General features: G+C 50.9%; 19 protein-coding genes and 1 other annotated feature. Of the genes, 12 read left to right on the top strand and 7 right to left on the bottom strand.

The features are described 5' to 3' along the window. Window positions 1-244 precede the first annotated feature (244 nt). Window positions 245-496 carry a YciN family protein gene (locus MNO13_RS11750; RefSeq protein ID WP_064546355.1) on the top strand — a complete coding sequence of 84 codons (252 nt, stop codon included), beginning with the start codon at window positions 245-247 and terminating at the stop codon, window positions 494-496. A gap of 59 nt (window positions 497-555) precedes the next feature. Here MNO13_RS11750 and sohB read toward each other — a convergent pair whose 3' ends face one another. Then, window positions 556-1,605, bottom strand: a complete 1,050-nt coding sequence (gene sohB, locus MNO13_RS11745) for a protease SohB (RefSeq protein ID WP_064546354.1) — start codon at window positions 1,603-1,605, stop codon at window positions 556-558. A 271-nt stretch (window positions 1,606-1,876) separates the two neighbouring features. Between sohB and MNO13_RS11740 the strand changes: the two genes are divergently transcribed. Beyond that, on the top strand, window positions 1,877-2,638 hold the full coding sequence (locus MNO13_RS11740; protein WP_241940022.1) for a YciK family oxidoreductase: 762 nt from the start codon (window positions 1,877-1,879) through the stop codon (window positions 2,636-2,638). After that, window positions 2,635-3,225, top strand: a complete 591-nt coding sequence (cobO, locus tag MNO13_RS11735; protein ID WP_241940021.1) for a cob(I)yrinic acid a,c-diamide adenosyltransferase — start codon at window positions 2,635-2,637, stop codon at window positions 3,223-3,225. The genes MNO13_RS11740 and cobO overlap by 4 nt, the downstream gene beginning before the upstream one ends. Window positions 3,226-3,257: 32 nt before the next feature. Here the strand turns inward: cobO and rluB are convergent, their stop codons facing one another. From rluB to rnm, 3 genes are all read right to left on the bottom strand, one after another. Beyond that, complete coding sequence (gene rluB, locus MNO13_RS11730) at window positions 3,258-4,136, bottom strand: 23S rRNA pseudouridine(2605) synthase RluB (protein WP_064546347.1); 879 nt, start codon at window positions 4,134-4,136, stop codon at window positions 3,258-3,260. Window positions 4,137-4,231: 95 nt separating this feature from the next. Next, the gene (locus MNO13_RS11725) at window positions 4,232-4,852 is read right to left on the bottom strand and encodes an L-threonylcarbamoyladenylate synthase (RefSeq protein ID WP_121813564.1); all 621 of its coding nucleotides are present in this window, start codon (window positions 4,850-4,852) and stop codon (window positions 4,232-4,234) included. Then, entirely contained in the window at window positions 4,849-5,730 is an 882-nt protein-coding gene (gene rnm, locus MNO13_RS11720; protein ID WP_064546343.1) for an RNase RNM, read from the bottom strand. The genes MNO13_RS11725 and rnm overlap by 4 nt, the downstream gene beginning before the upstream one ends. 160 nt (window positions 5,731-5,890) lie before the next feature. After that, window positions 5,891-5,988: a sequence feature (Trp leader region), on the top strand. 22 nt (window positions 5,989-6,010) lie between these two features. On the opposite strand from rnm, the gene MNO13_RS11715 reads away from it, so the two are divergent. The 5 genes from MNO13_RS11715 to trpA are packed head-to-tail and all read left to right on the top strand — an operon-like array spanning window position 6,011 to window position 12,543. Then, the gene (locus tag MNO13_RS11715; protein ID WP_121813565.1) at window positions 6,011-7,573 is read left to right on the top strand and encodes an anthranilate synthase component 1; all 1,563 of its coding nucleotides are present in this window, start codon (window positions 6,011-6,013) and stop codon (window positions 7,571-7,573) included. After that, window positions 7,573-9,168, top strand: coding sequence for a bifunctional anthranilate synthase glutamate amidotransferase component TrpG/anthranilate phosphoribosyltransferase TrpD (gene trpD, locus MNO13_RS11710; RefSeq protein WP_121813566.1), 1,596 nt, complete (start codon window positions 7,573-7,575; stop codon window positions 9,166-9,168). The genes MNO13_RS11715 and trpD overlap by 1 nt, the downstream gene beginning before the upstream one ends. 3 nt (window positions 9,169-9,171) lie before the next feature. After that, window positions 9,172-10,533 (top strand): bifunctional indole-3-glycerol-phosphate synthase TrpC/phosphoribosylanthranilate isomerase TrpF, encoded by a 1,362-nt coding sequence (gene trpCF / locus MNO13_RS11705; RefSeq protein ID WP_064546335.1) that lies wholly within the window; start codon window positions 9,172-9,174, stop codon window positions 10,531-10,533. Window positions 10,534-10,540: 7 nt separating this feature from the next. Beyond that, window positions 10,541-11,734, top strand: a complete 1,194-nt coding sequence (gene trpB / locus MNO13_RS11700; RefSeq protein ID WP_064546573.1) for a tryptophan synthase subunit beta — start codon at window positions 10,541-10,543, stop codon at window positions 11,732-11,734. After that, a complete protein-coding gene (trpA, locus tag MNO13_RS11695; protein WP_064546333.1) occupies window positions 11,734-12,543 on the top strand; it encodes a tryptophan synthase subunit alpha in 810 nt (269 codons plus the stop codon). Before trpB ends, trpA begins: the two co-directional genes overlap by 1 nt. 48 nt (window positions 12,544-12,591) lie before the next feature. Here trpA and ompW read toward each other — a convergent pair whose 3' ends face one another. Then, window positions 12,592-13,224 carry an outer membrane protein OmpW gene (gene ompW / locus MNO13_RS11690; RefSeq protein WP_064546332.1) on the bottom strand — a complete coding sequence of 211 codons (633 nt, stop codon included), beginning with the start codon at window positions 13,222-13,224 and terminating at the stop codon, window positions 12,592-12,594. Window positions 13,225-13,500: 276 nt separating this feature from the next. On the opposite strand from ompW, the gene MNO13_RS11685 reads away from it, so the two are divergent. Continuing rightward, the gene (locus tag MNO13_RS11685; protein WP_241940020.1) at window positions 13,501-14,244 is read left to right on the top strand and encodes a YciC family protein; all 744 of its coding nucleotides are present in this window, start codon (window positions 13,501-13,503) and stop codon (window positions 14,242-14,244) included. 52 nt (window positions 14,245-14,296) lie between these two features. Further along, a complete protein-coding gene (locus tag MNO13_RS11680) occupies window positions 14,297-14,833 on the top strand; it encodes a septation protein A (protein ID WP_064546329.1) in 537 nt (178 codons plus the stop codon). Window positions 14,834-14,902: 69 nt separating this feature from the next. Here MNO13_RS11680 and MNO13_RS11675 read toward each other — a convergent pair whose 3' ends face one another. After that, the gene (locus MNO13_RS11675) at window positions 14,903-15,331 is read right to left on the bottom strand and encodes a hypothetical protein (protein WP_064546328.1); all 429 of its coding nucleotides are present in this window, start codon (window positions 15,329-15,331) and stop codon (window positions 14,903-14,905) included. 156 nt (window positions 15,332-15,487) lie between these two features. Here MNO13_RS11675 and yciA point away from each other — a divergent pair, with 156 nt between their 5' ends. Together yciA and MNO13_RS11665 are read left to right on the top strand one after the other, a co-directional pair. After that, entirely contained in the window at window positions 15,488-15,880 is a 393-nt protein-coding gene (yciA, locus tag MNO13_RS11670; RefSeq protein ID WP_241940019.1) for an acyl-CoA thioester hydrolase YciA, read from the top strand. 15 nt (window positions 15,881-15,895) lie between these two features. Next, a complete protein-coding gene (locus MNO13_RS11665; protein ID WP_083963367.1) occupies window positions 15,896-16,543 on the top strand; it encodes a winged helix-turn-helix transcriptional regulator in 648 nt (215 codons plus the stop codon). Here the strand turns inward: MNO13_RS11665 and dcp are convergent. Further along, a complete protein-coding gene (dcp, locus tag MNO13_RS11660) occupies window positions 16,540-18,585 on the bottom strand; it encodes a peptidyl-dipeptidase Dcp (RefSeq protein ID WP_241940018.1) in 2,046 nt (681 codons plus the stop codon). The genes MNO13_RS11665 and dcp overlap by 4 nt on opposite strands. Between the last annotated feature and the right edge of the window lie 33 nt (window positions 18,586-18,618).

Raw genomic sequence — 18,618 nt, 5'->3', positions numbered from 1 at the left:
GCGAGTCTTTCGCATCGGTGACATAGCACGACGGAAGTTTGGTTGAATGTCAAGCAATTCCGTTGCCAGATTTGCGAAAGCGTCACACTCTACCTGATAAAATGAGTTAAGCAACTTTATTAGCATGCAGCAGCGATTCCTGCCAGAACAGTAAACGGATTAAATCACCCTGGGTTTACTCAGGAATATTGCCCTTTGCAGTATAGCGGAAGTACACTACTGCCAGTTTTTAAAGGAGGAAATAATGAAACCAACCACTCAACCTATCGATAAACAATCACTACTCGTTGAAGCCAACAAAGTCATCCGCGCACATGAAGACTTCATGCACGGAATGGAAGCAACGGACGTAGAGCAAAAAAACGGGGTGCTGGTGTTCAAAGGTGAATACTTCCTTGATGAGCAAGGCTTACCTACCGGGAAAAGCACCGCGATTTTTAATATGTTTAAGCATCTTGCGCATGTGTTTGCAGATAAATATCACCTGCAAGACTAATGAAAAAAACGAGGCCAAATGGCCTCGTTTTCATTTAATGTTGTTCAGCCATAACTGGCTTACAGCAATGGTTTTTCACCACGCTGCCACCAGCGCATCAGCAGGTTATCAACGCTATTTGCCGCACTGCCGGTAAATCTGTCCATCATTTTCTTACGGCGCGTATAGTGAACATTAATCACTTCATGATTTTTCATCAGATTGATCAGTAAATCGTCGCTGGTGCTTACTGCATCAATCAAGCCTTTTTCCAGTGCTTGCGTACCGTACCAGTGCTCACCTGTCGCCACCGAATCGATATCAAGTGTCGGGCGCATGTCATGAACAAACTGCTTAAATAGCAGGTGAGTTTCATTGAGGTCTTCGCGGAATTTCTCACGCCCCTGCTCGGTGTTTTCACCAAACAACGTCAAGGTGCGCTTGTATTGCCCTGCGGTATGCAGCTCAACATCTATATCATTACGTTTTAACAGGCGATGGAAGTTAGGCACCTGCGCGACTACACCAATCGAGCCAATAATAGAAAACGGTGCTGCGACAATTTTGTCTGCCACACAGGCCATCATATAGCCACCGCTGGCAGCGACTTTATCCACTGCGACCGTCAGACGGACTTTGTTGTCACGCAGGCGCTGCAATTGCGAAGCAGCCAGGCCATAACCATGCACGACTCCGCCTGGGCTCTCCAGGCGCAGCAGAACTTCATCCTCAGGTTTGACGACCGCTAATACCGCTGTTATCTCTTCACGAAGCGAAGTCACTTCGTGGGCATCCATACTTCCTTTAAAATCCAATACATAAAGTGTTGGTTTATCAGAAATAACCTTTTCACCCCGTTTAGCACGCGCTTTAGCTTGTTTTGCTTCCAGCTTATGTTTTTTCTTCTCTGCTTTATGCCAGATTTTTTGCTGGTGATGGTCAAGCCTTGCCACCTGCATTTCTTCCTGCATTTCCTGATATTGTTCACTTAAATTGGTGAGACGTAATTCCCCACGCTGATGTCTTTTACGCCCTGCCACATTCACGATAATGGTGACAAGAATGCCAATAGCCGCAACGACAGTGACGATTTTCGCCAAAAACAGCCCATAGTTTGCAATTAGATCCACACTTTCCGCCTTCCGTTCAGAGCATTAAATACCTGTCGCCCAGTGTAACCGAGCACTGATTCCACGTCTGCAACCAACTATAAATGCTGCGAGATGCATTCCTGAACGGCTTTAGTAAAAGGAAACTTTTGCAAAATGTTAATCAAAGGTATTGTCTCCTGTTGCCTGATTGAAATAACCGCCTCTTTCAGGCATAAAGCCTGAAGGCCAAATAAACCCAGGCATTTCTGAGAATTAAGACGCGAGCTTTGCATCGCGCGAGGAGTTGAAAGTGCACTATCAACCGAAAAATGATTTACTGCAAAACCGCATCATTTTAGTCACCGGTGCCAGCGATGGCATCGGGCGTGAAGCCGCCTTAACCTATGCGCGTTATGGGGCAAGCCTCGTGTTGTTGGGGCGTAATGAAGAAAAATTACGCACCACAGCCCAGGAGATTAACACCCGCTTCGGTGGCCAGCCACACTGGTTCGTGCTGGATTTTGCCACCGCTACACCTGCAGATTGCCAGCATCTGGCGCAAAAACTTTCCGGGCTCATTCCTCGTCTGGATGGGGTATTACACAATGCAGGGATTCTCGGCGATGTTCGGCCAATGGACGAACAAGATCCGCAAACGTGGCACAACGTCATGCAGGTGAATGTCAACGTCACCTTCTTTCTGACCCAGGCCCTGCTTCCTTTATTACTGAAGTCAGATTCAGGTTCGCTGGTGTTTACCAGCTCCAGTGTTGGCCGTCAGGGTCGTGCGGGTTGGGGGGCATACGCGGTGTCAAAATTCGCCACTGAGGGCATGATGCAGGTGTTGGCTGAGGAATATAAACAGCATAACCTACGCGTAAATTGCATTAATCCAGGCGGGACGCGCACCGCCATGCGCGCCAGTGCATTTCCAACTGAAGACCCCGAAAAGCTGAAAACACCGCGGGATTTAATGCCGCTTTATTTATGGCTGATGGGTGATGATAGTCGCCGTAAAACAGGCATGAGCTTTGACGCGCAACCCAACCGTAAACCAGGAATTTCCGAATGAGTGAAGATCGTTATCAACAACGCCAGCAGCGCCAGAAAGAAAAAGTGGATGCCCGTGTTGCAGCAGCGCAAGAAGAACGCGGTATTTTGATTGTCTTTACCGGAAACGGTAAAGGTAAAACTACCGCAGCATTTGGCACCGCCACCCGCGCAGTTGGGCACGGACAAAAAGTGGGCGTCATTCAGTTTATCAAAGGTCAATGGCCGAATGGGGAGCGTAATTTACTCGAACCTGCCGGTGTCGAATTTCAGGTAATGGCGACAGGTTTTACCTGGGACACGCAAAACCGCGAAACGGATACCGCCGCCTGCCTGGAAGTGTGGCAACACGCAAAGCGTATGCTCGCCGATAGCGCACTGGATATGGTTATCCTCGACGAAATAACCTATATGGTGGCATACGATTATTTACCGCTAGAAGAGGTGCTGGCCGCGCTGACACAGCGTCCTGAGAACCAGACCGTGATTATTACTGGCCGTGGGTGTCATCGGGATATTCTTGAAGTGGCGGATACGGTGAGTGAATTGAGGCCGGTGAAACATGCTTTTGATGCGGGTGTTAAAGCACAGATAGGTATCGACTATTAGTAAAAAACCCCTCAGTTGAGGGGTTTGATATTTTAGCTGCTGCGTCCACCACGGCGGCCGCCGCCAGTGGTTTGCGTGTGGCGTTTCACCGCACGACGAATCTGGTTCGCCTTCATGCGACGACGGTCTTTTTCAACCGCCACTTTGCTTTCTGTCTCTTCCGGCAACTCTACCAGCTTACGCAGGTAGTTGGTTGGGCCCAGGTCGAGTTCAGTATAGCCGCCACGTGGCAAGCCTTTCGGCAACTGAATGTCACCGTAACGCACACGGATCAAGCGGCTAACCTGCACACCTACCGCTTCCCACAGGCGACGCACTTCACGGTTGCGGCCTTCGGTCAGGGTCACGTTGTACCATTGGTTAATGCCTTCGCCACCGGTAAACTTGATGGTTTTAAATGCGGCAGGGCCATCTTCAAGCTGCACACCACGACCCAGTTGCTTCACTTTGTCGTCGTCAATTTCGCCGAAGACACGCACTGCATACTCACGCTCTACTTCACGGCTTGGGTGCATCAGGCGGTTTGCCAGCTCACCATCCGTCGTGAAAAGCAGCAGACCGCAGGTATTCACATCCAGACGACCGACCGCAATCCAGCGCGCACCGCGCAGTTTTGGTAAACGGTCAAATACAGTTGGACGCCCTTCCGGATCGTTACGCGTACACAATTCGCCTTCCGGCTTATAGTAAGCCAGCACGCGACAAATCTGTTCTGCGGATTCTTTAATCGAGATCAGGTGACCATCAATACGGATTTTCAGGGCCTGAGTCACTTCAACACGGTCGCCCAGCTTGGCAATTTTGCCATCAACGCTAACGCGGCCTGCGGAGATAATGGTTTCAATTTCACGGCGTGAACCGTGGCCGGCGCGAGCCAGGACTTTTTGTAACTTTTCGCTCTTATCGCTCATTGAGCTTCCTCGGGTGTCGCCTTCACAGGCGTCGAATTGGGATAATGGGGCACATCAGCCCCATTTTAGGCCGGACAGTATAGCTGTAGATGCACTTATAAGAAAGGTTTTGCGTCGCCCACGCCTTCACGAATAACCACTGGTGCATCATCCGTTAAATCAACCACGGTTGTCGGTTGCTGGCCAAGATAACCACCGTGGATAACCAGATCGACAACCTTCTCCAGGCGGTCTTTGATTTCTTCCGGATCTGACTCCGTAAACTCACTGCCCGGCAGCATCAGCGATGTTGATAACATCGGTTGGTCCAGGACTTCCAGCAAGGCTAAGGCAATCGGATTAGACGGCACACGCAAACCGATGGTTTTGCGTTTTTCCTGCAACAAACGACGCGGAACTTCTTTGGTGCCTTTGAGAATAAAAGTGTAATTACCTGGCGTGTTATTTTTGATTAAGCGAAACGCCACGTTATCAACAAATGCGTAAGTTGAAAGCTCCGACAAATCACGGCACATCAAGGTAAAATTGTGCCCGTCGGGTAATTGGCGAATGCGGCAAATACGCTCCATTGCCGTTTTATCTTCAAGTTTACAGCCCAGTGCATAACCCGAGTCGGTTGGGTAAACAATCACGCCGCCCTTGCGAACAATTTCAACCGCCTGGTTGATCAGGCGCTGCTGTGGGTTATCCGGGTGAATATAGAAAAATTGACTCATAAAACCCTCTCTTTTGCGATGTGGCCGCCCCCCCAATTCTGCCAGACAGGCACCACACCTGCCGGGAGCCAAAGCTTGCGTCCTAGCTCAATCCACGCACACGGCATATGGAAATCTGAGCCCTGTGATGCCAACAAATTAAACTGCTGGGCATAACTGGCAAGCAGGGTGCGCTCATTGGGGGCTTGCTGACACTGCGCGACTTCCATGGCATCGCCACCACTTTCGGCAAACTGCGCCAGCAATCTTTTCAGCCATTTAGCCGTCAGGTCATAACGGCCTGGATGTGCCAGAACCGCCTGCCCGCCAGAATGATGAATCACATCAATAGCTTGTTCTATTGTACACCACTGTGGCGGAACGTAACCGGTTTTCCCTTTTGCGAGATATTTCTTAAACACGTCCGCCATGGTCTTGGCTTTACCGCACTCCACCAGGTAACGTGCAAAATGCCCACGCGTGACTTCCCCGCCGTTGGCATGGCGCATCGCGCCTTCTAACGCACCGGGGATATGTGCTTTTTCAAGCCGTTCGGCGATCAACGCCGCACGTTGTACACGGCGCTCACTTTGTTGCGCCAAAAATTCCGCCAGTGCCGGGTGATGTTCATCAACACCTAACCCAACGATATGGATTTCATGATTTTCCCAGAGGGTGGAAATCTCAACACCACTGATTAAACGCAATGGCAATTGCAGACGTGATACTGCTTCCCTTGCCGCGGCAATTCCGGCTACTGTGTCATGGTCGGTGATTGCCAGAATACCAACACGCATATCGACAGCACGTTGCACCAACGCCTCGGGCGTTAACAGGCCATCTGACGCGGTGGTATGGCTATGTAAGTCGTAAATCACCGCAAGTGTGGGTTCGCTCAAAATGGCTCCGGGTGTGTTAGTAAACTTAAAAAACGCCGCTCATCATAGCGATTTTATCGATAACTAAAAATCGCTATTGACTTTGAATCATCGAACTAGTTAACTAGTACGCAAGTTCACACGATAAAGGTATCTGAAAATGAAAGCGATAATCCGCATGCACAGCTGGTGGCGTACTTCCTGATAACGGGCAGTGTAATCGCTATGGCTGTAATTCAGCCCAGATACCAGGCCCGCCAACGAAGCGGGCTTTTTTTTGAACAAAATATGAGAGCAGAACATGCAAACACAAAAACCAGCGCTCGAACTCCTGATTAATGAAGCGCCCTATCGCGATAACCCTGGCGCAGTTTTCCATCAGCTGTGCGGAGCGCGTCCGGCAACGTTGTTGCTGGAATCGGCAGATATCGATAGTAAAGACGATTTGAAAAGCCTGCTGTTAGTTGACAGCGCGCTGCGCATTACTGCATTAGGTGACACTGTAACCATTCATGCGCTTTCAGATAACGGTGCCTCACTGCTACCCCTGCTTGATGCCGCGCTGCCTGCGGGTGTTGAAAACACACACTCTCCGCAGGGCCGAGTTCTGCGCTTCCCGGTTGTTAGTTCCCTGCTGGATGAAGATGCGCGTCTGTGTTCGCTGTCAGTGTTCGATGCTTTCCGTTTAATGCAGCAACTGGTTACTGTGCCGGTCAATGAGCGCGAAGCGATGTTCTTCGGCGGCCTGTTTGCCTATGACCTGGTCGCGGGTTTTGAAGATTTGCCTGAACTGGTGCAAGACAACCGTTGCCCTGACTACTGTTTTTATCTGGCGGAAACTCTGCTGGTTATTGACCATCAGAAAAAACACACCCGCATCCAGGCGAGCTTGTTTACCCCATCAGCCGCAGAAAAACAGCGTTTGCTTCAGCGCACTGCGCAGCTGATTAAACAAATGGAGCAAGAACCAGCTGCATTGCCGGTACAAAAAGTGGAAAGCATGACCTGCGAATGCAGCCAGAGCGATGAAGAATTTGGCGACGTGGTTCGTAAGATGCAGAAAGCAATTCGCATCGGTGAGATATTCCAGGTCGTGCCATCGCGCCGTTTTTCACTGCCTTGCCCGTCTCCGCTCACCGCTTATCAGACACTGAAAAAGAGCAATCCAAGCCCGTACATGTTCTTCATGCAGGATAACGACTTCACCCTGTTTGGTGCCTCACCGGAAAGCTCGCTCAAATATGATGCCACTTCGCGCCAGATTGAAATCTACCCGATTGCCGGGACTCGCCCGCGTGGTCGCCGTGCAGACGGAACGCTTGACCGCGATCTCGATAGCCGCATTGAACTGGAAATGCGTACCGACCATAAAGAGATGTCCGAGCACCTGATGCTGGTTGATTTAGCGCGTAACGACCTGGCGCGTATTTGCACACCTGGCAGCCGTTATGTTGCAGACTTAACTAAAGTCGACCGTTATTCCTTTGTGATGCACCTGGTTTCGCGCGTGGTTGGCGAACTGCATAAAGATCTTGATGTGCTGCACGCCTACCGCGCCTGCATGAATATGGGCACCCTGAGCGGCGCACCGAAAGTTCGCGCTATGCAGCTGATTGCCAAAGCCGAAGGCGTACGTCGTGGCAGTTATGGTGGTGCAGTGGGTTACTTCACCGCCCATGGTGATTTGGATACCTGCATCGTCATTCGCTCCGCCTACGTTGAAAATGGCATCGCCACCGTTCAGGCCGGGGCTGGCGTGGTTCTGGACTCTGTGCCGCAATCTGAAGCCGATGAAACCCGCAACAAAGCCCGCGCTGTATTGCGCGCCATTGCTACCGCGCATCACGCACAGGAGATTTTCTGATGGCTGACATTCTGCTGCTCGATAACATCGACTCGTTCACCTATAACCTTGCCGATCAGCTGCGTGCCAATGGTCACAATGTGGTTATTTACCGCAATCACGTTCCTGCACAGACTTTAATTGAACGTCTGGCGACCATGGACAACCCGGTGCTGATGCTTTCGCCAGGCCCTGGTGCGCCAAGCGAAGCAGGTTGTATGCCTGAACTGTTAACGCGTCTGCGTGGCAAATTACCGATTATTGGTATTTGCCTGGGCCACCAGGCGATTGTTGAAGCTTACGGCGGTTATGTCGGTCAGGCAGGTGAAATTCTGCATGGCAAAGCGTCGATTATTTCTCACGATGGCGAGGCGATGTTTGCCGGTTTGCCTAACCCGCTTCCTGTAGCCCGTTATCACTCACTAGTTGGCAGCAATATTCCGGCGGGTTTAACCATTAACGCCCATTTTGAGGGCATGGTGATGGCGGTTCGCCACGATGCAGATCGGGTGTGTGGTTTCCAGTTCCATCCGGAATCCATTCTGACCACCCATGGTGCACGTTTGCTTGAACAAACTCTCGACTGGGCGCTGCTGAAATTAAAACAAGCCAACACGCTGCAACCTATTCTCGACAAACTTTATCAGGCGCAAACCCTGAGCCGCGAAGAGAGCCACCAGCTGTTTGCCGCGATTGTGCGTGGCGAGTTGAAACCTGAACAACTGGCGGCGGCGCTGGTCAGTATGAAAGTACGTGGTGAACATCCGAATGAAATCGCTGGTGCAGCCACCGCGTTGCTGGAAGCCGCAGCACCGTTCCCAAGCCCGGACTATCCGTTTGCTGACATCGTCGGTACCGGTGGCGATGGCAGTAACAGCATCAATATTTCCACCGCCAGCGCCTTTGTTGCCGCCGCGGTTGGGCTGAAAGTAGCCAAACACGGTAACCGTAGCGTTTCCAGCAAATCTGGCTCGTCGGATTTACTGGCCGCCTTCGGTATTAACCTGGAAATGAGTGCTGAATCGTCGCGTAAAGCCCTTGACGATTTGGGCGTCTGCTTCCTGTTTGCACCGAAATACCACACCGGTTTTCGCCACGCGATGCCTGTGCGCCAGCAGCTAAAAACGCGCACCTTGTTCAATGTGCTTGGGCCGTTGATTAACCCCGCACATCCACAGATGGCGCTGATTGGTGTCTACAGTGCGGAGCTGGTGTTGCCGATTGCAGAAACGTTGCGTGTGCTGGGATACAAACGTGCGGCAGTGGTACACAGCGGCGGTATGGATGAAGTTTCTCTGCATGCCACCACTCAGGTTGCCGAACTTCACGATGGCGAGATCAAAAGCTACCAACTGGAAGCCACCGACTTTGGCCTGCCAGCTTATCATCAGGATCAGCTGGCAGGCGGTACGCCAGAAGAAAATCGTGACATTCTCACCCGCCTGTTACAAGGTAAAGGAGAGACTGCTCATGAGTCTGCAGTAGCCGCGAACGTCGCTATGTTAATGCGTCTGCATGGGCAAGAAGATCTAAAAGCGAACGCACAACGAGTGCTGGAAGTGTTGCGCAGCGGCGCGGCATATGACCGGGTTACAGCACTGGCCGGAAGAGGATAAGTCATGCAGGAAACCGTATTAAAGAAAATCGTCGATGATAAGGCGATCTGGGTTGAAGCACGCAAGCAACAACAACCCCTGGCAAGTTTCCAGAACAACATTGTGCCGGCGACACGCAACTTTTATCACGCACTGCAAGGTGCCCGAACTGCCTTTATTCTGGAGTGCAAAAAAGCGTCTCCGTCCAAAGGCGTGATCCGTGATGATTTTGACCCGGCACGCATTGCCAACGTTTATAAGCACTACGCGTCTGCTATCTCGGTATTGACAGACGAGAAATACTTCCAGGGCAGTTTTGATTTCCTGCCCATTGTCAGCAACATCGTCACGCAACCGGTGTTGTGCAAAGACTTTATTATCGACGCCTATCAGATTCTGCTGGCGCGTTTTTATCAGGCCGATGCTTGTCTGCTGATGTTGTCGGTGCTCGATGACGAACAGTATCGCCAGCTTGCTGCTGTTGCGCATAGCCTGAATATGGGCGTGCTGACAGAAGTGAGTAATGAAGAAGAGCTGGAACGTGCGATTGAGCTGAAAGCTAAAGTTGTCGGTATCAACAACCGCGACCTGCGCGATTTATCCATCGACCTGAACCGCACTCGCCAACTCGCGCCTCGTTTAGGCCACGGTGTGACGGTTATCAGCGAATCGGGGATCGGCAACTACGGCCAGATCCGTGAACTCAGCCACTTTGCTAACGGCTTCCTGATTGGTTCGGCCCTGATGGGTGAAGATGACCTGAATGCTGCGGTTCGCCGTGTAACGTTGGGTGAAAACAAAGTCTGTGGCCTGACTCGTCCGCAAGATGCCCGCGCCGCCTTCGAAGCCGGGGCAATTTATGGCGGCCTGATTTTTGTGCCTGCATCACCGCGTTTTGTCAGCGATGAAACAGCCGCTGCAGTTATTGCCGCAACGCCGCTGAAATATGTCGGAGTGTTCCGCGACACGCCAGTTGGCAATGTCGTGCAAAAAGCAGAGCAATTTAATCTCGCCGCCGTGCAGCTGCATGGCGAAGAAAACCAGGCCTATATAGACCAACTTCGCGCAGCCCTTCCGGCAAGTGTCCAAATCTGGAAAGCGTTAAGTGTCAAAGAAAGCCTGCCCGCTCGTGATTTAAACCATATCGATAAATACCTGTTCGACAACGGCCAGGGCGGTAGCGGCCAACGTTTTGATTGGTCACTCCTTGCAGGCCAGAATCTGGAAAACGTGATTCTCGCTGGCGGACTGGGTGCTGATAACTGCATAGAAGCAGCGAAAGCGGGCTGCGTAGGTTTAGATTTCAACTCAGGTGTCGAAAGCGCACCGGGTATTAAAGATGCTAACAAGCTGGCTGCCGTCTTCCAGACGCTGCGGGCTTACTAAGGAAAATATCATGACATTATTGAATCCCTATTTTGGTGAGTTTGGCGGCATGTACGTGCCACAAATTTTGATGCCTGCACTGCGCCAACTGGAAGAAGCGTTTGTAGCAGCACAAAGCGATGCAGAATTTCAGGCTGAATTTAACGACCTGCTAAAAAACTACGCCGGCCGTCCAACAGCGCTGACCAAGTGCCGCAACCTGACAGCCGGCACCAAAACTACCCTCTATTTAAAACGTGAAGATTTGCTGCACGGCGGCGCGCACAAAACTAACCAGGTGCTCGGCCAGGCGTTGCTGGCAAAGAAAATGGGCAAAACTGAGATCATCGCCGAAACCGGTGCGGGTCAACACGGTGTGGCATCAGCCTTAGCCAGCGCCCTGCTCGGCCTGAAATGCCGCATCTACATGGGTGCAAAAGACGTTGAGCGCCAGTCGCCAAACGTGTTCCGTATGCGTTTGATGGGTGCAGAAGTCATCCCAGTACATAGTGGTTCCGCCACATTGAAAGATGCGTGTAACGAAGCGCTGCGCGACTGGTCCGGCAGCTACGAAACCGCGCACTATATGCTCGGCACCGCAGCCGGCCCGCATCCATTCCCGACTATCGTGCGTGAATTCCAGCGCATGATTGGCGAAGAAACCAAAGCGCAGATCCTTGAAAAAGAAGGCCGTCTGCCAGATGCGGTTATCGCCTGTGTCGGCGGTGGTTCGAATGCCATCGGCATGTTTGCTGATTTCATCAACGAACCTAAAGTCGGTCTGATTGGTGTTGAACCGGCGGGTCACGGTATCGAAAGCGGTGAACACGGCGCGCCACTGAAACATGGCCGTGTGGGGATTTACTTCGGTATGAAATCGCCGATGATGCAAACCGACGAAGGCCAAATCGAAGAGTCGTATTCCATCTCTGCCGGTCTGGACTTCCCGTCTGTCGGGCCGCAGCATGCACACCTCAACAGCATTGGCCGTGCAGATTATGTTTCGATTACCGATGACGAAGCTCTGGAAGCCTTCAAAACGTTGTGTCTCAAAGAAGGCATTATCCCGGCACTGGAATCTTCGCACGCGCTGGCTCACGCCCTGAAGATGATGAAAGAAAATCCAGAAAAAGAACAACTGTTGGTGGTGAACCTCTCTGGCCGTGGTGACAAAGACATCTTCACCGTTCACGACATTTTGAAAGCGCGAGGGGAAATCTAATGGAACGTTATCAACACGCATTTGAGCAGTTACAAGAACGCCGCGAAGGTGCATTTGTTCCTTTCGTGACTCTGGGTGATCCATCACCAGAACAATCTTTGAAGATCATCGACACGTTGATTGAAGCGGGTGCTGACGCGCTGGAGTTGGGTATTCCTTTCTCTGACCCGTTAGCTGATGGCCCAACCATTCAGAATGCCGCACTGCGTGCATTTGCCGCCGGTGTCACGCCAACACAATGCTTTGAAATGCTGGCGGTAATTCGCCAGAAACACCCAACCATCCCAATTGGCTTACTGATGTACGCCAACCTGGTGTTTAACCGTGGCATTGATGAGTTTTATGCACTGTGCGCCAAAGTGGGTGTCGATTCGGTGCTGATTGCCGATGTGCCGATTGAAGAGTCTGCGCCTTTCCGCCAGGCCGCCATGCGCCACAACGTTGCGCCAATCTTCATTTGTCCACCGAATGCCGATGACGCGCTGCTGCGTGAAATCGCCACACATGGTCGCGGTTATACTTATCTGTTGTCTCGTGCTGGTGTAACCGGTGCCGAAACACGCGCTCAATTGCCGCTTCATCACCTGGTGGAAAAGCTGGCTGAGTTTGGTGCAGCCCCTTCACTGCAAGGTTTTGGGATTTCTGAACCTTCGCAAGTTAAGGATGCGGTTGCTGCGGGCGCTGCTGGGGCGATTTCAGGTTCGGCCATTGTGAAGATTATCGAGCAGAATCTTGATAAGCCGGAAGTGATGTTAAGCGAGCTGAAAGCTTTTGTGCAGAGCTTGAAAGCCGCGACGCGCACGGCATAAGCAAACACAGAGGCCGGAGCAATTCCGGCCTTTGTTATCTCAATAACATTAGAAACGATAACCCGCCGAGAACATAAACACCCACGGATCGATACGCGTATTGATGTTCTGCTGCTCGCCACCGGCTTTAAACTTCACTTCAGTGTCGATATCCATGTACCAAACCGACATGTTCAGCAGCCAGTTTTCATTGATCATGTAATCCAGCCCCACCTGGCCTGCCACACCCCACGAATCTTTAACGCTCAAATCCGATAAGCCTGCATCTTTGCCGGTCTGGTTAAAATCAGCATCAAAGAAAGTGGTGTAGTTAATACCCACGCCGACATACGGGCGAACTTTACTTTGCGCATTACCAAAGTACCACTGCGCCATCAGTGTTGGCGGCAATTGGCTCACGGTTGCGATGTCGCCCGTTGGCCCTAAGCCAACGTGATGACGAAATGGAGTGGCGGCCAGTAGTTCGATACCGATGTTATCCGTCACCATGTAATCAAATGTCAGTCCCAGTTGGGTATTGTTGCTGACGCTAAACCCGCCCATTCCCAGCACATTGTCCGAACCCTCCGTTGGACGCACGGTTGCAGAACCGGCGCGCATGAAGAATTCACCTTGTTGATGTGCCAGCGCTTCACCTGACAAACAGGTTAATGCGAGTAACGCCACAGACAGTTTTTTCATAGCCCTCTCCTTGTTATGGTTTTAACAGCGGGCTGAATATACTCATTAATGAGTACAAAGTGATCTAGCATCGATCACACTTCACTGGCTAATTTAACATTTAATGATCTGGATTAATTTTTCCGCATATTGCTTAAAATGCCACTTACCCACTCCAGATCAATTTTTCTTACTGACAGTAACTTACTCAAGGCTTACATCTTGTCGGTGCCACATCCCTTCAACCAGGGTACAATTGGCCGCTGATTTTTAACCGAGCAACATCAAGGAGAGTGCATGTCTATCACGGCGGGTTCTGTGTACCGTGACACGGGGAATTTTCTACGCAATCAGTTTGTTACTGTCTTACTGATCGCGTTGCTTTGTGCTTTTATTTCGGTTGTGATCGGTCACGCCTTTTCACCCAGCGACGAGCAAATGTCTATCCTTAGTGAGGGAGATAATTTAGCCAATAGCGTTGGGCTGTTTGACCTTGTGCAGAACATGACGCCTGAGCAACAGCAAGTGCTACTCAAAGCCTCTGCGGCTTCGACATTTTCTGGTCTGATCGGCAATGCTATCCTCGCAGGTAGCGTGCTTGTACTCATCCAGATGGTCAGTGCCGGACAACGTGTGAGTGCCCTTCGCGCCATTGGCACATCGGCGCCTGTGTTACCAAAAATCTTTATTCTGATGTTCCTGACCACTTTCCTGGTGCAAATTGGCATTATGCTGATTGTGGTTCCGGGTGTGCTGTTAGCGATTCTGCTTTCATTTGCACCGGTTATGGTTGTTCAGGATAAAGCGGGTGTTTTCCAGTCACTGCGCATCAGCATGCGTCTTGCCTGGGCAAATATGCGTCTGGTGGCACCTGCGGTGATTAGCTGGTTACTGGCGAAAACTGCTCTTTTGATGCTCGCGTCTTCATTTGCGGCGCTCTCACCGTCTGTTGGCGCGGTGATTGCAAATACGATCAGCAACCTTATTTCTGCGGTGTTGCTCATCTATTTATTCCGTTTGTATATGCTGGTTCGCCAATAACTTTCACCTGCTCCTGAGCATGGCGCTCAGGAGTCATTTTACGGAACAGATTATGAAGCAGTTTCTCGACTTCCTGCCCCTGATTGTCTTCTTCGCATTCTACAAAATGTACGATATCTACGTGGCTTCCGGTGCGCTGATTGTCGCCACCGGTTTTGCACTGGTGTACAGCTGGTACAAATTCCGCAAGCTGGAAAAAATGGCGCTGATCACCTTCCTGATGGTGGCTGTATTCGGCGGCCTGACTCTATTCTTCCATAACGATGAATTTATCAAATGGAAAGTGACGGTGATTTACGGGTTGTTTGCTGCCGCGTTGCTGATTAGCCAGTTCTTCATGGGCAAACCGTTGATTCAACGCATGTTGGGTAAAGAAATCTCGCTGCCAGAAACGGTATGGTCGCGGCTGAACATCGCCTGGGCACTGTTCTTTATCGCCTGCGGTGCGCTGAACATTTATGTAGCTTTTTGGCTGCCACAAAGCGTGTGGGTCAACTTTAAAGTGTTTGGACTGACAGCTGCCACACTGGTGTTTACTCTGCTCAGCGGCGTGTATATCTACAAGCATATGCCGCAAGAAGAGAAGTAATTCTCAAGCTTTAAGGCAAAAAAAAGCACACCTTTAAAAGTGTGCTTTTTCATTTCTGGCAATTAACAATTACACCGATTTATCCACGGTGGTATTCGAACCTGAAGTCATGATGCGAACCTTATCCCCAGGTTTAAAGGTGGTGCTGCCGTTATAATCCTGTACCACCTGGATTATTTGCCCGCCATTAGTCTTGATCTGCAAATTCACCTGTTGAGGGTTCTGCTGCTGGCTTTGACGGTGGCGTGAGGCTTCTACCCCGGCAACCGCCCCCGTGGCGGTCATAATAGTTTTCCCGGAACCACCACCGAACTGGTTACCAATAGCGGCACCTGCAGCACCTGCGGCAATGGTACGCAATGGTCTGGAATGAGTCTGGGTGGTGATAATTTGGCTATTTTGAACAACGCCGTATTCCACCAGCGTTTTGCTTCCCGCAAAACTGGGCTGGCTGGATAGCGTGAGAAGACTAAGAGCAATAAGTGCGAATTTCTTCATGTTGTCCACTGTGTAGTATCAATTAAACCGCGATTTTGCCAGTCTTAAAACAAAGCCTTTAAGTCAATAATGCTACTTCGTGACTGAATTGTCTGATGCTATTAAACTATAGCAAGATACATAGTAACTGACCCTTAGTAATTTTCAGGAAGACAAATGACTCAGCAAGACACTCCTTCAGGGGAATTGGTATTACGTACGATGGCAATGCCTGCAGACACTAACGCCAACGGCGATATCTTTGGTGGTTGGTTGATGGCACAAATGGATATGGGTGGCGCAATTCTGGCCAAAGAAATCGCCAAAGGTCGCGTAGTGACGGTTCGCGTGGATGGGATGACATTCCTCAAGCCGGTCGCGGTGGGTGACGTGGTGTGTTGCTACGCCAAATGTGTACAAAGCGGAACCAGCTCCATTACCATTAACGTGGAAGTGTGGGTTAAAAAAGTCTCATCTGAACCTATTGGTCAGCGTTATAAAGCAACAGAAGCCATATTCATTTATGTGGCAGTTGATACCGAAGGCAAACCGCGCCCTATTCCGCGCTAACCCAAGCTGGTCGCTATGAAACCCCGTGACAATGCAGAACAAAACACACAGTTGCTGAGCTCTCAGGCCACCCTCGATTTAGTGGAAAAACTCAGCCCCCATGTCACGTATGTGAAAGTACCGGCGCGCCGTCGCCTGTACTACTCCGCGAAAGGCGTCGACATGTGTTATCTCATCCGATCGGGGTTAGTACACATTCGCCGCGACATCGATGAAATTGTGCTCAGCTTGCTGCCAACGCCCAATATTGCCGGAATCACTAATTTATTGTCTAAAACGGGAGCGGGACTGTTTCTTGAAACACTCAGTGAGTGCGAGATAGCAACGATAACCACCGAACATGCACATAAACTGGTCGATGATCTCAATCTTTGGGAGTTAATGGCGAAACACGTGACTAAAGTTGCCAGTAATATTTACCTTCTTCAGGTCAGACTGACTGCGCCTACGGCCTACGAAATTGTGCGCTTCCAGTTATTTGGCTTAATGCGTGAACCCGAAAGCCTCAGAGACAAGACGTCCGCCGCCAAATACATTATGGACCGGACGCACTTGTCTCGTAGCTCGGTGATGAAGATCCTTGCGCAGTTAAAACAAGGTGACTACGTGCAAATTGAAGACGGCATTCTCAAAGCGCTGAATAATTTGCCCGCCAGGTATTAGCCCTGTAACCCCCGGTTTTTCAGCATCGGTTCGCTATATGGCGCGTGTCCCCGCCAGTCGCTGTATAAGGTTTTAAGTTCGCGACTGTTGCCCTGTGCCAAAATCGCATCGCGGAAACGCTGGCCATTTTGCGCGCTCAGCCCGCCTTGTTCGACAAACCACTGATAACCGTCGTCCGCCAGCATTTGCGTCCAGATATAGGCGTAATAACCTGCGGCGTAACCCCCGCCAAAGATATGAGCAAAATAGCTGCTGCGATAACGTGGTGGCACCGTAGCCAGATTAATCCGTTCCTTTTCGAGTGCCTGAGTTTCAAACCATGCGACATCATCGATTTCACTGCCCGCAGGCAAGCTGTGCCAGTTCATATCCAGCAACGCGGCAGCGAGTAACTCCGTCATGTCGTAGCCTTTATTGAATTGCGCGGCACGGAACAATTTATCTTTCAGCGCCTCGGGCATCGGTTCGTTGGTTTGATAATGGCGCGCATAGTTGGCGAAAACCTGCGGCTGGCGCGCCCAGTGTTCATTGATTTGCGAAGGAAATTCGACAAAGTCGCGTGGCGTATTGGTACCGGAAAGTGTTGCATAACGCTGGGTGGCAAACAGCCCGTGCAAGGTATGGCCAAACTCATGGAACAATGTCACGACATCATCCCAGGAAATCAGTGCCGCTTCGCCGCTGGCAGGTTTGTTGTAGTTACAGACGTTGTAAATTACCGGGTCATTTTCCAACAACGTGGATTGTTCCACAAAGTTGCCCATCCATGCCCCGCCGCCTTTGCTATCACGGACAAAAAAGTCACCATAGAACAGCGCCATGCCACGCCCGTCGTTATCGAAGATTTCCCACACGCGTACATCATCGTGATAAACCGGAATATCGAAACGTTCGACAAACTTCAGGCCGAAAAGCTGGCTCGCCACCCAAAAGACGCCATTGGTTAGCACGTTGTTGAGTTCAAAATAAGGTTTGATTTGTGCTTCATCGAGGTCGTATTGCGCATGTCGAACTTGCTCGGCATAAAATGCCCAATCCCAGACTTCTGCTTTAAAGCCGCCCTGCTGGGCATCGATAACTTGCTGGATGTCGGCCAGTTCCCGTTGCGCGCGGGCAGTCGCCGCAGGCACGATATCACGCATAAATTGCAGTGCTGCCTGTGGTGTTTCTGCCATTTGGTCGGCAATTTTCCACGCCGCGTAGCTTTCAAAGCCCAGCAGTTGCGCCTGTTCAGCGCGCAGGGTTGCAAGGCGCGCCACAATCGCCCTGGTATCGTTGCAATCGTTATGTTGTGTGCGTTGCCAACCGGCATTAAACAGCTTTTCACGCGTTTGTCTGTCACGCAGCGATTGCAGCGCGGGCTGTTGGGTGAAATTGAGTAAAGGAATGACGTATTTCCCCTCCAGCCCTTTAGCACTGGCCTGTTGCGCGGCAGCAGCAATTTCTGCCGGAGTTAATCCATCAAGTTGCTGTACGTCATCAATCACCAGCCCCGCCGCTTTATTAGCGGCGTGCAGACGATTATTAAACTGGCTGTTCAACTGTGCGGCTTCTTTATTCAGTACTTTCAGGCGCGCTTTTTTATCGTCGCTGAGGGTGGATCCCGCCAGGGTAAAACTCTGCCAGACCACTTCAACCAGACGCAGGGATTCGTCATCAAGCCCCAGCGTATTACGGCGCTGGTACACACTGTTTAAACGCGAAAACAGTGCGCTATTGAGGCGCATTTCATCGGCTAATTCGGCCAACTCGGCGGCAAACTCTTCATCGATCTGTTGCAGATAATCATTGGTATTTGCCGCGGTCATGGCAAAGAAAACCTGAGTAACGCGCGCCAGCATGTGGCCGGTTTTTTCCAGCGCCAGATAGGTATTTTCAAACGTTGGAGCCGCTGTTTCGTTGGCAATCGCCGCAATTTCTTCACGCTTAATTCGTTTCGCTTCGTCAAAAGCAGGACGATAGTGACTGTCTTTGATGTCATCAAAGTGAGGGGCTTGATACGGCAATAAACTGATGCGGTAAAACGGATTAACTGACAGCATCCTGAACTCCTGAAATAAGTCCTGCAGGAAGGT

Source organism: Buttiauxella ferragutiae, from assembly GCF_022637515.1.
Taxonomy (GTDB): domain Bacteria; phylum Pseudomonadota; class Gammaproteobacteria; order Enterobacterales; family Enterobacteriaceae; genus Buttiauxella; species Buttiauxella ferragutiae.
This window is presented reverse-complemented; position numbering and strand designations above follow the sequence as displayed.

What these genes read in the sequence shown, in the direction of transcription:
- MNO13_RS11750 (WP_064546355.1), top strand. Translation starts at nt 245, where the DNA reads ATGAAACCAACCACTCAACCTATCGATAAACAATCACTACTCGTTGAA.
- cobO (WP_241940021.1), top strand. Translation starts at nt 2,635, where the DNA reads ATGAGTGAAGATCGTTATCAACAACGCCAGCAGCGCCAGAAAGAAAAA.
- rluB (WP_064546347.1), bottom strand. Translation starts at nt 4,136, where the DNA reads ATGAGCGATAAGAGCGAAAAGTTACAAAAAGTCCTGGCTCGCGCCGGC.
- MNO13_RS11725 (WP_121813564.1), bottom strand. Translation starts at nt 4,852, where the DNA reads ATGAGTCAATTTTTCTATATTCACCCGGATAACCCACAGCAGCGCCTG.
- MNO13_RS11715 (WP_121813565.1), top strand. Translation starts at nt 6,011, where the DNA reads ATGCAAACACAAAAACCAGCGCTCGAACTCCTGATTAATGAAGCGCCC.
- trpD (WP_121813566.1), top strand. Translation starts at nt 7,573, where the DNA reads ATGGCTGACATTCTGCTGCTCGATAACATCGACTCGTTCACCTATAAC.
- trpCF (WP_064546335.1), top strand. Translation starts at nt 9,172, where the DNA reads ATGCAGGAAACCGTATTAAAGAAAATCGTCGATGATAAGGCGATCTGG.
- trpA (WP_064546333.1), top strand. Translation starts at nt 11,734, where the DNA reads ATGGAACGTTATCAACACGCATTTGAGCAGTTACAAGAACGCCGCGAA.
- ompW (WP_064546332.1), bottom strand. Translation starts at nt 13,224, where the DNA reads ATGAAAAAACTGTCTGTGGCGTTACTCGCATTAACCTGTTTGTCAGGT.
- MNO13_RS11685 (WP_241940020.1), top strand. Translation starts at nt 13,501, where the DNA reads ATGTCTATCACGGCGGGTTCTGTGTACCGTGACACGGGGAATTTTCTA.
- MNO13_RS11680 (WP_064546329.1), top strand. Translation starts at nt 14,297, where the DNA reads ATGAAGCAGTTTCTCGACTTCCTGCCCCTGATTGTCTTCTTCGCATTC.
- MNO13_RS11675 (WP_064546328.1), bottom strand. Translation starts at nt 15,331, where the DNA reads ATGAAGAAATTCGCACTTATTGCTCTTAGTCTTCTCACGCTATCCAGC.
- yciA (WP_241940019.1), top strand. Translation starts at nt 15,488, where the DNA reads ATGACTCAGCAAGACACTCCTTCAGGGGAATTGGTATTACGTACGATG.
- MNO13_RS11665 (WP_083963367.1), top strand. Translation starts at nt 15,896, where the DNA reads ATGAAACCCCGTGACAATGCAGAACAAAACACACAGTTGCTGAGCTCT.
- dcp (WP_241940018.1), bottom strand. Translation starts at nt 18,585, where the DNA reads ATGCTGTCAGTTAATCCGTTTTACCGCATCAGTTTATTGCCGTATCAA.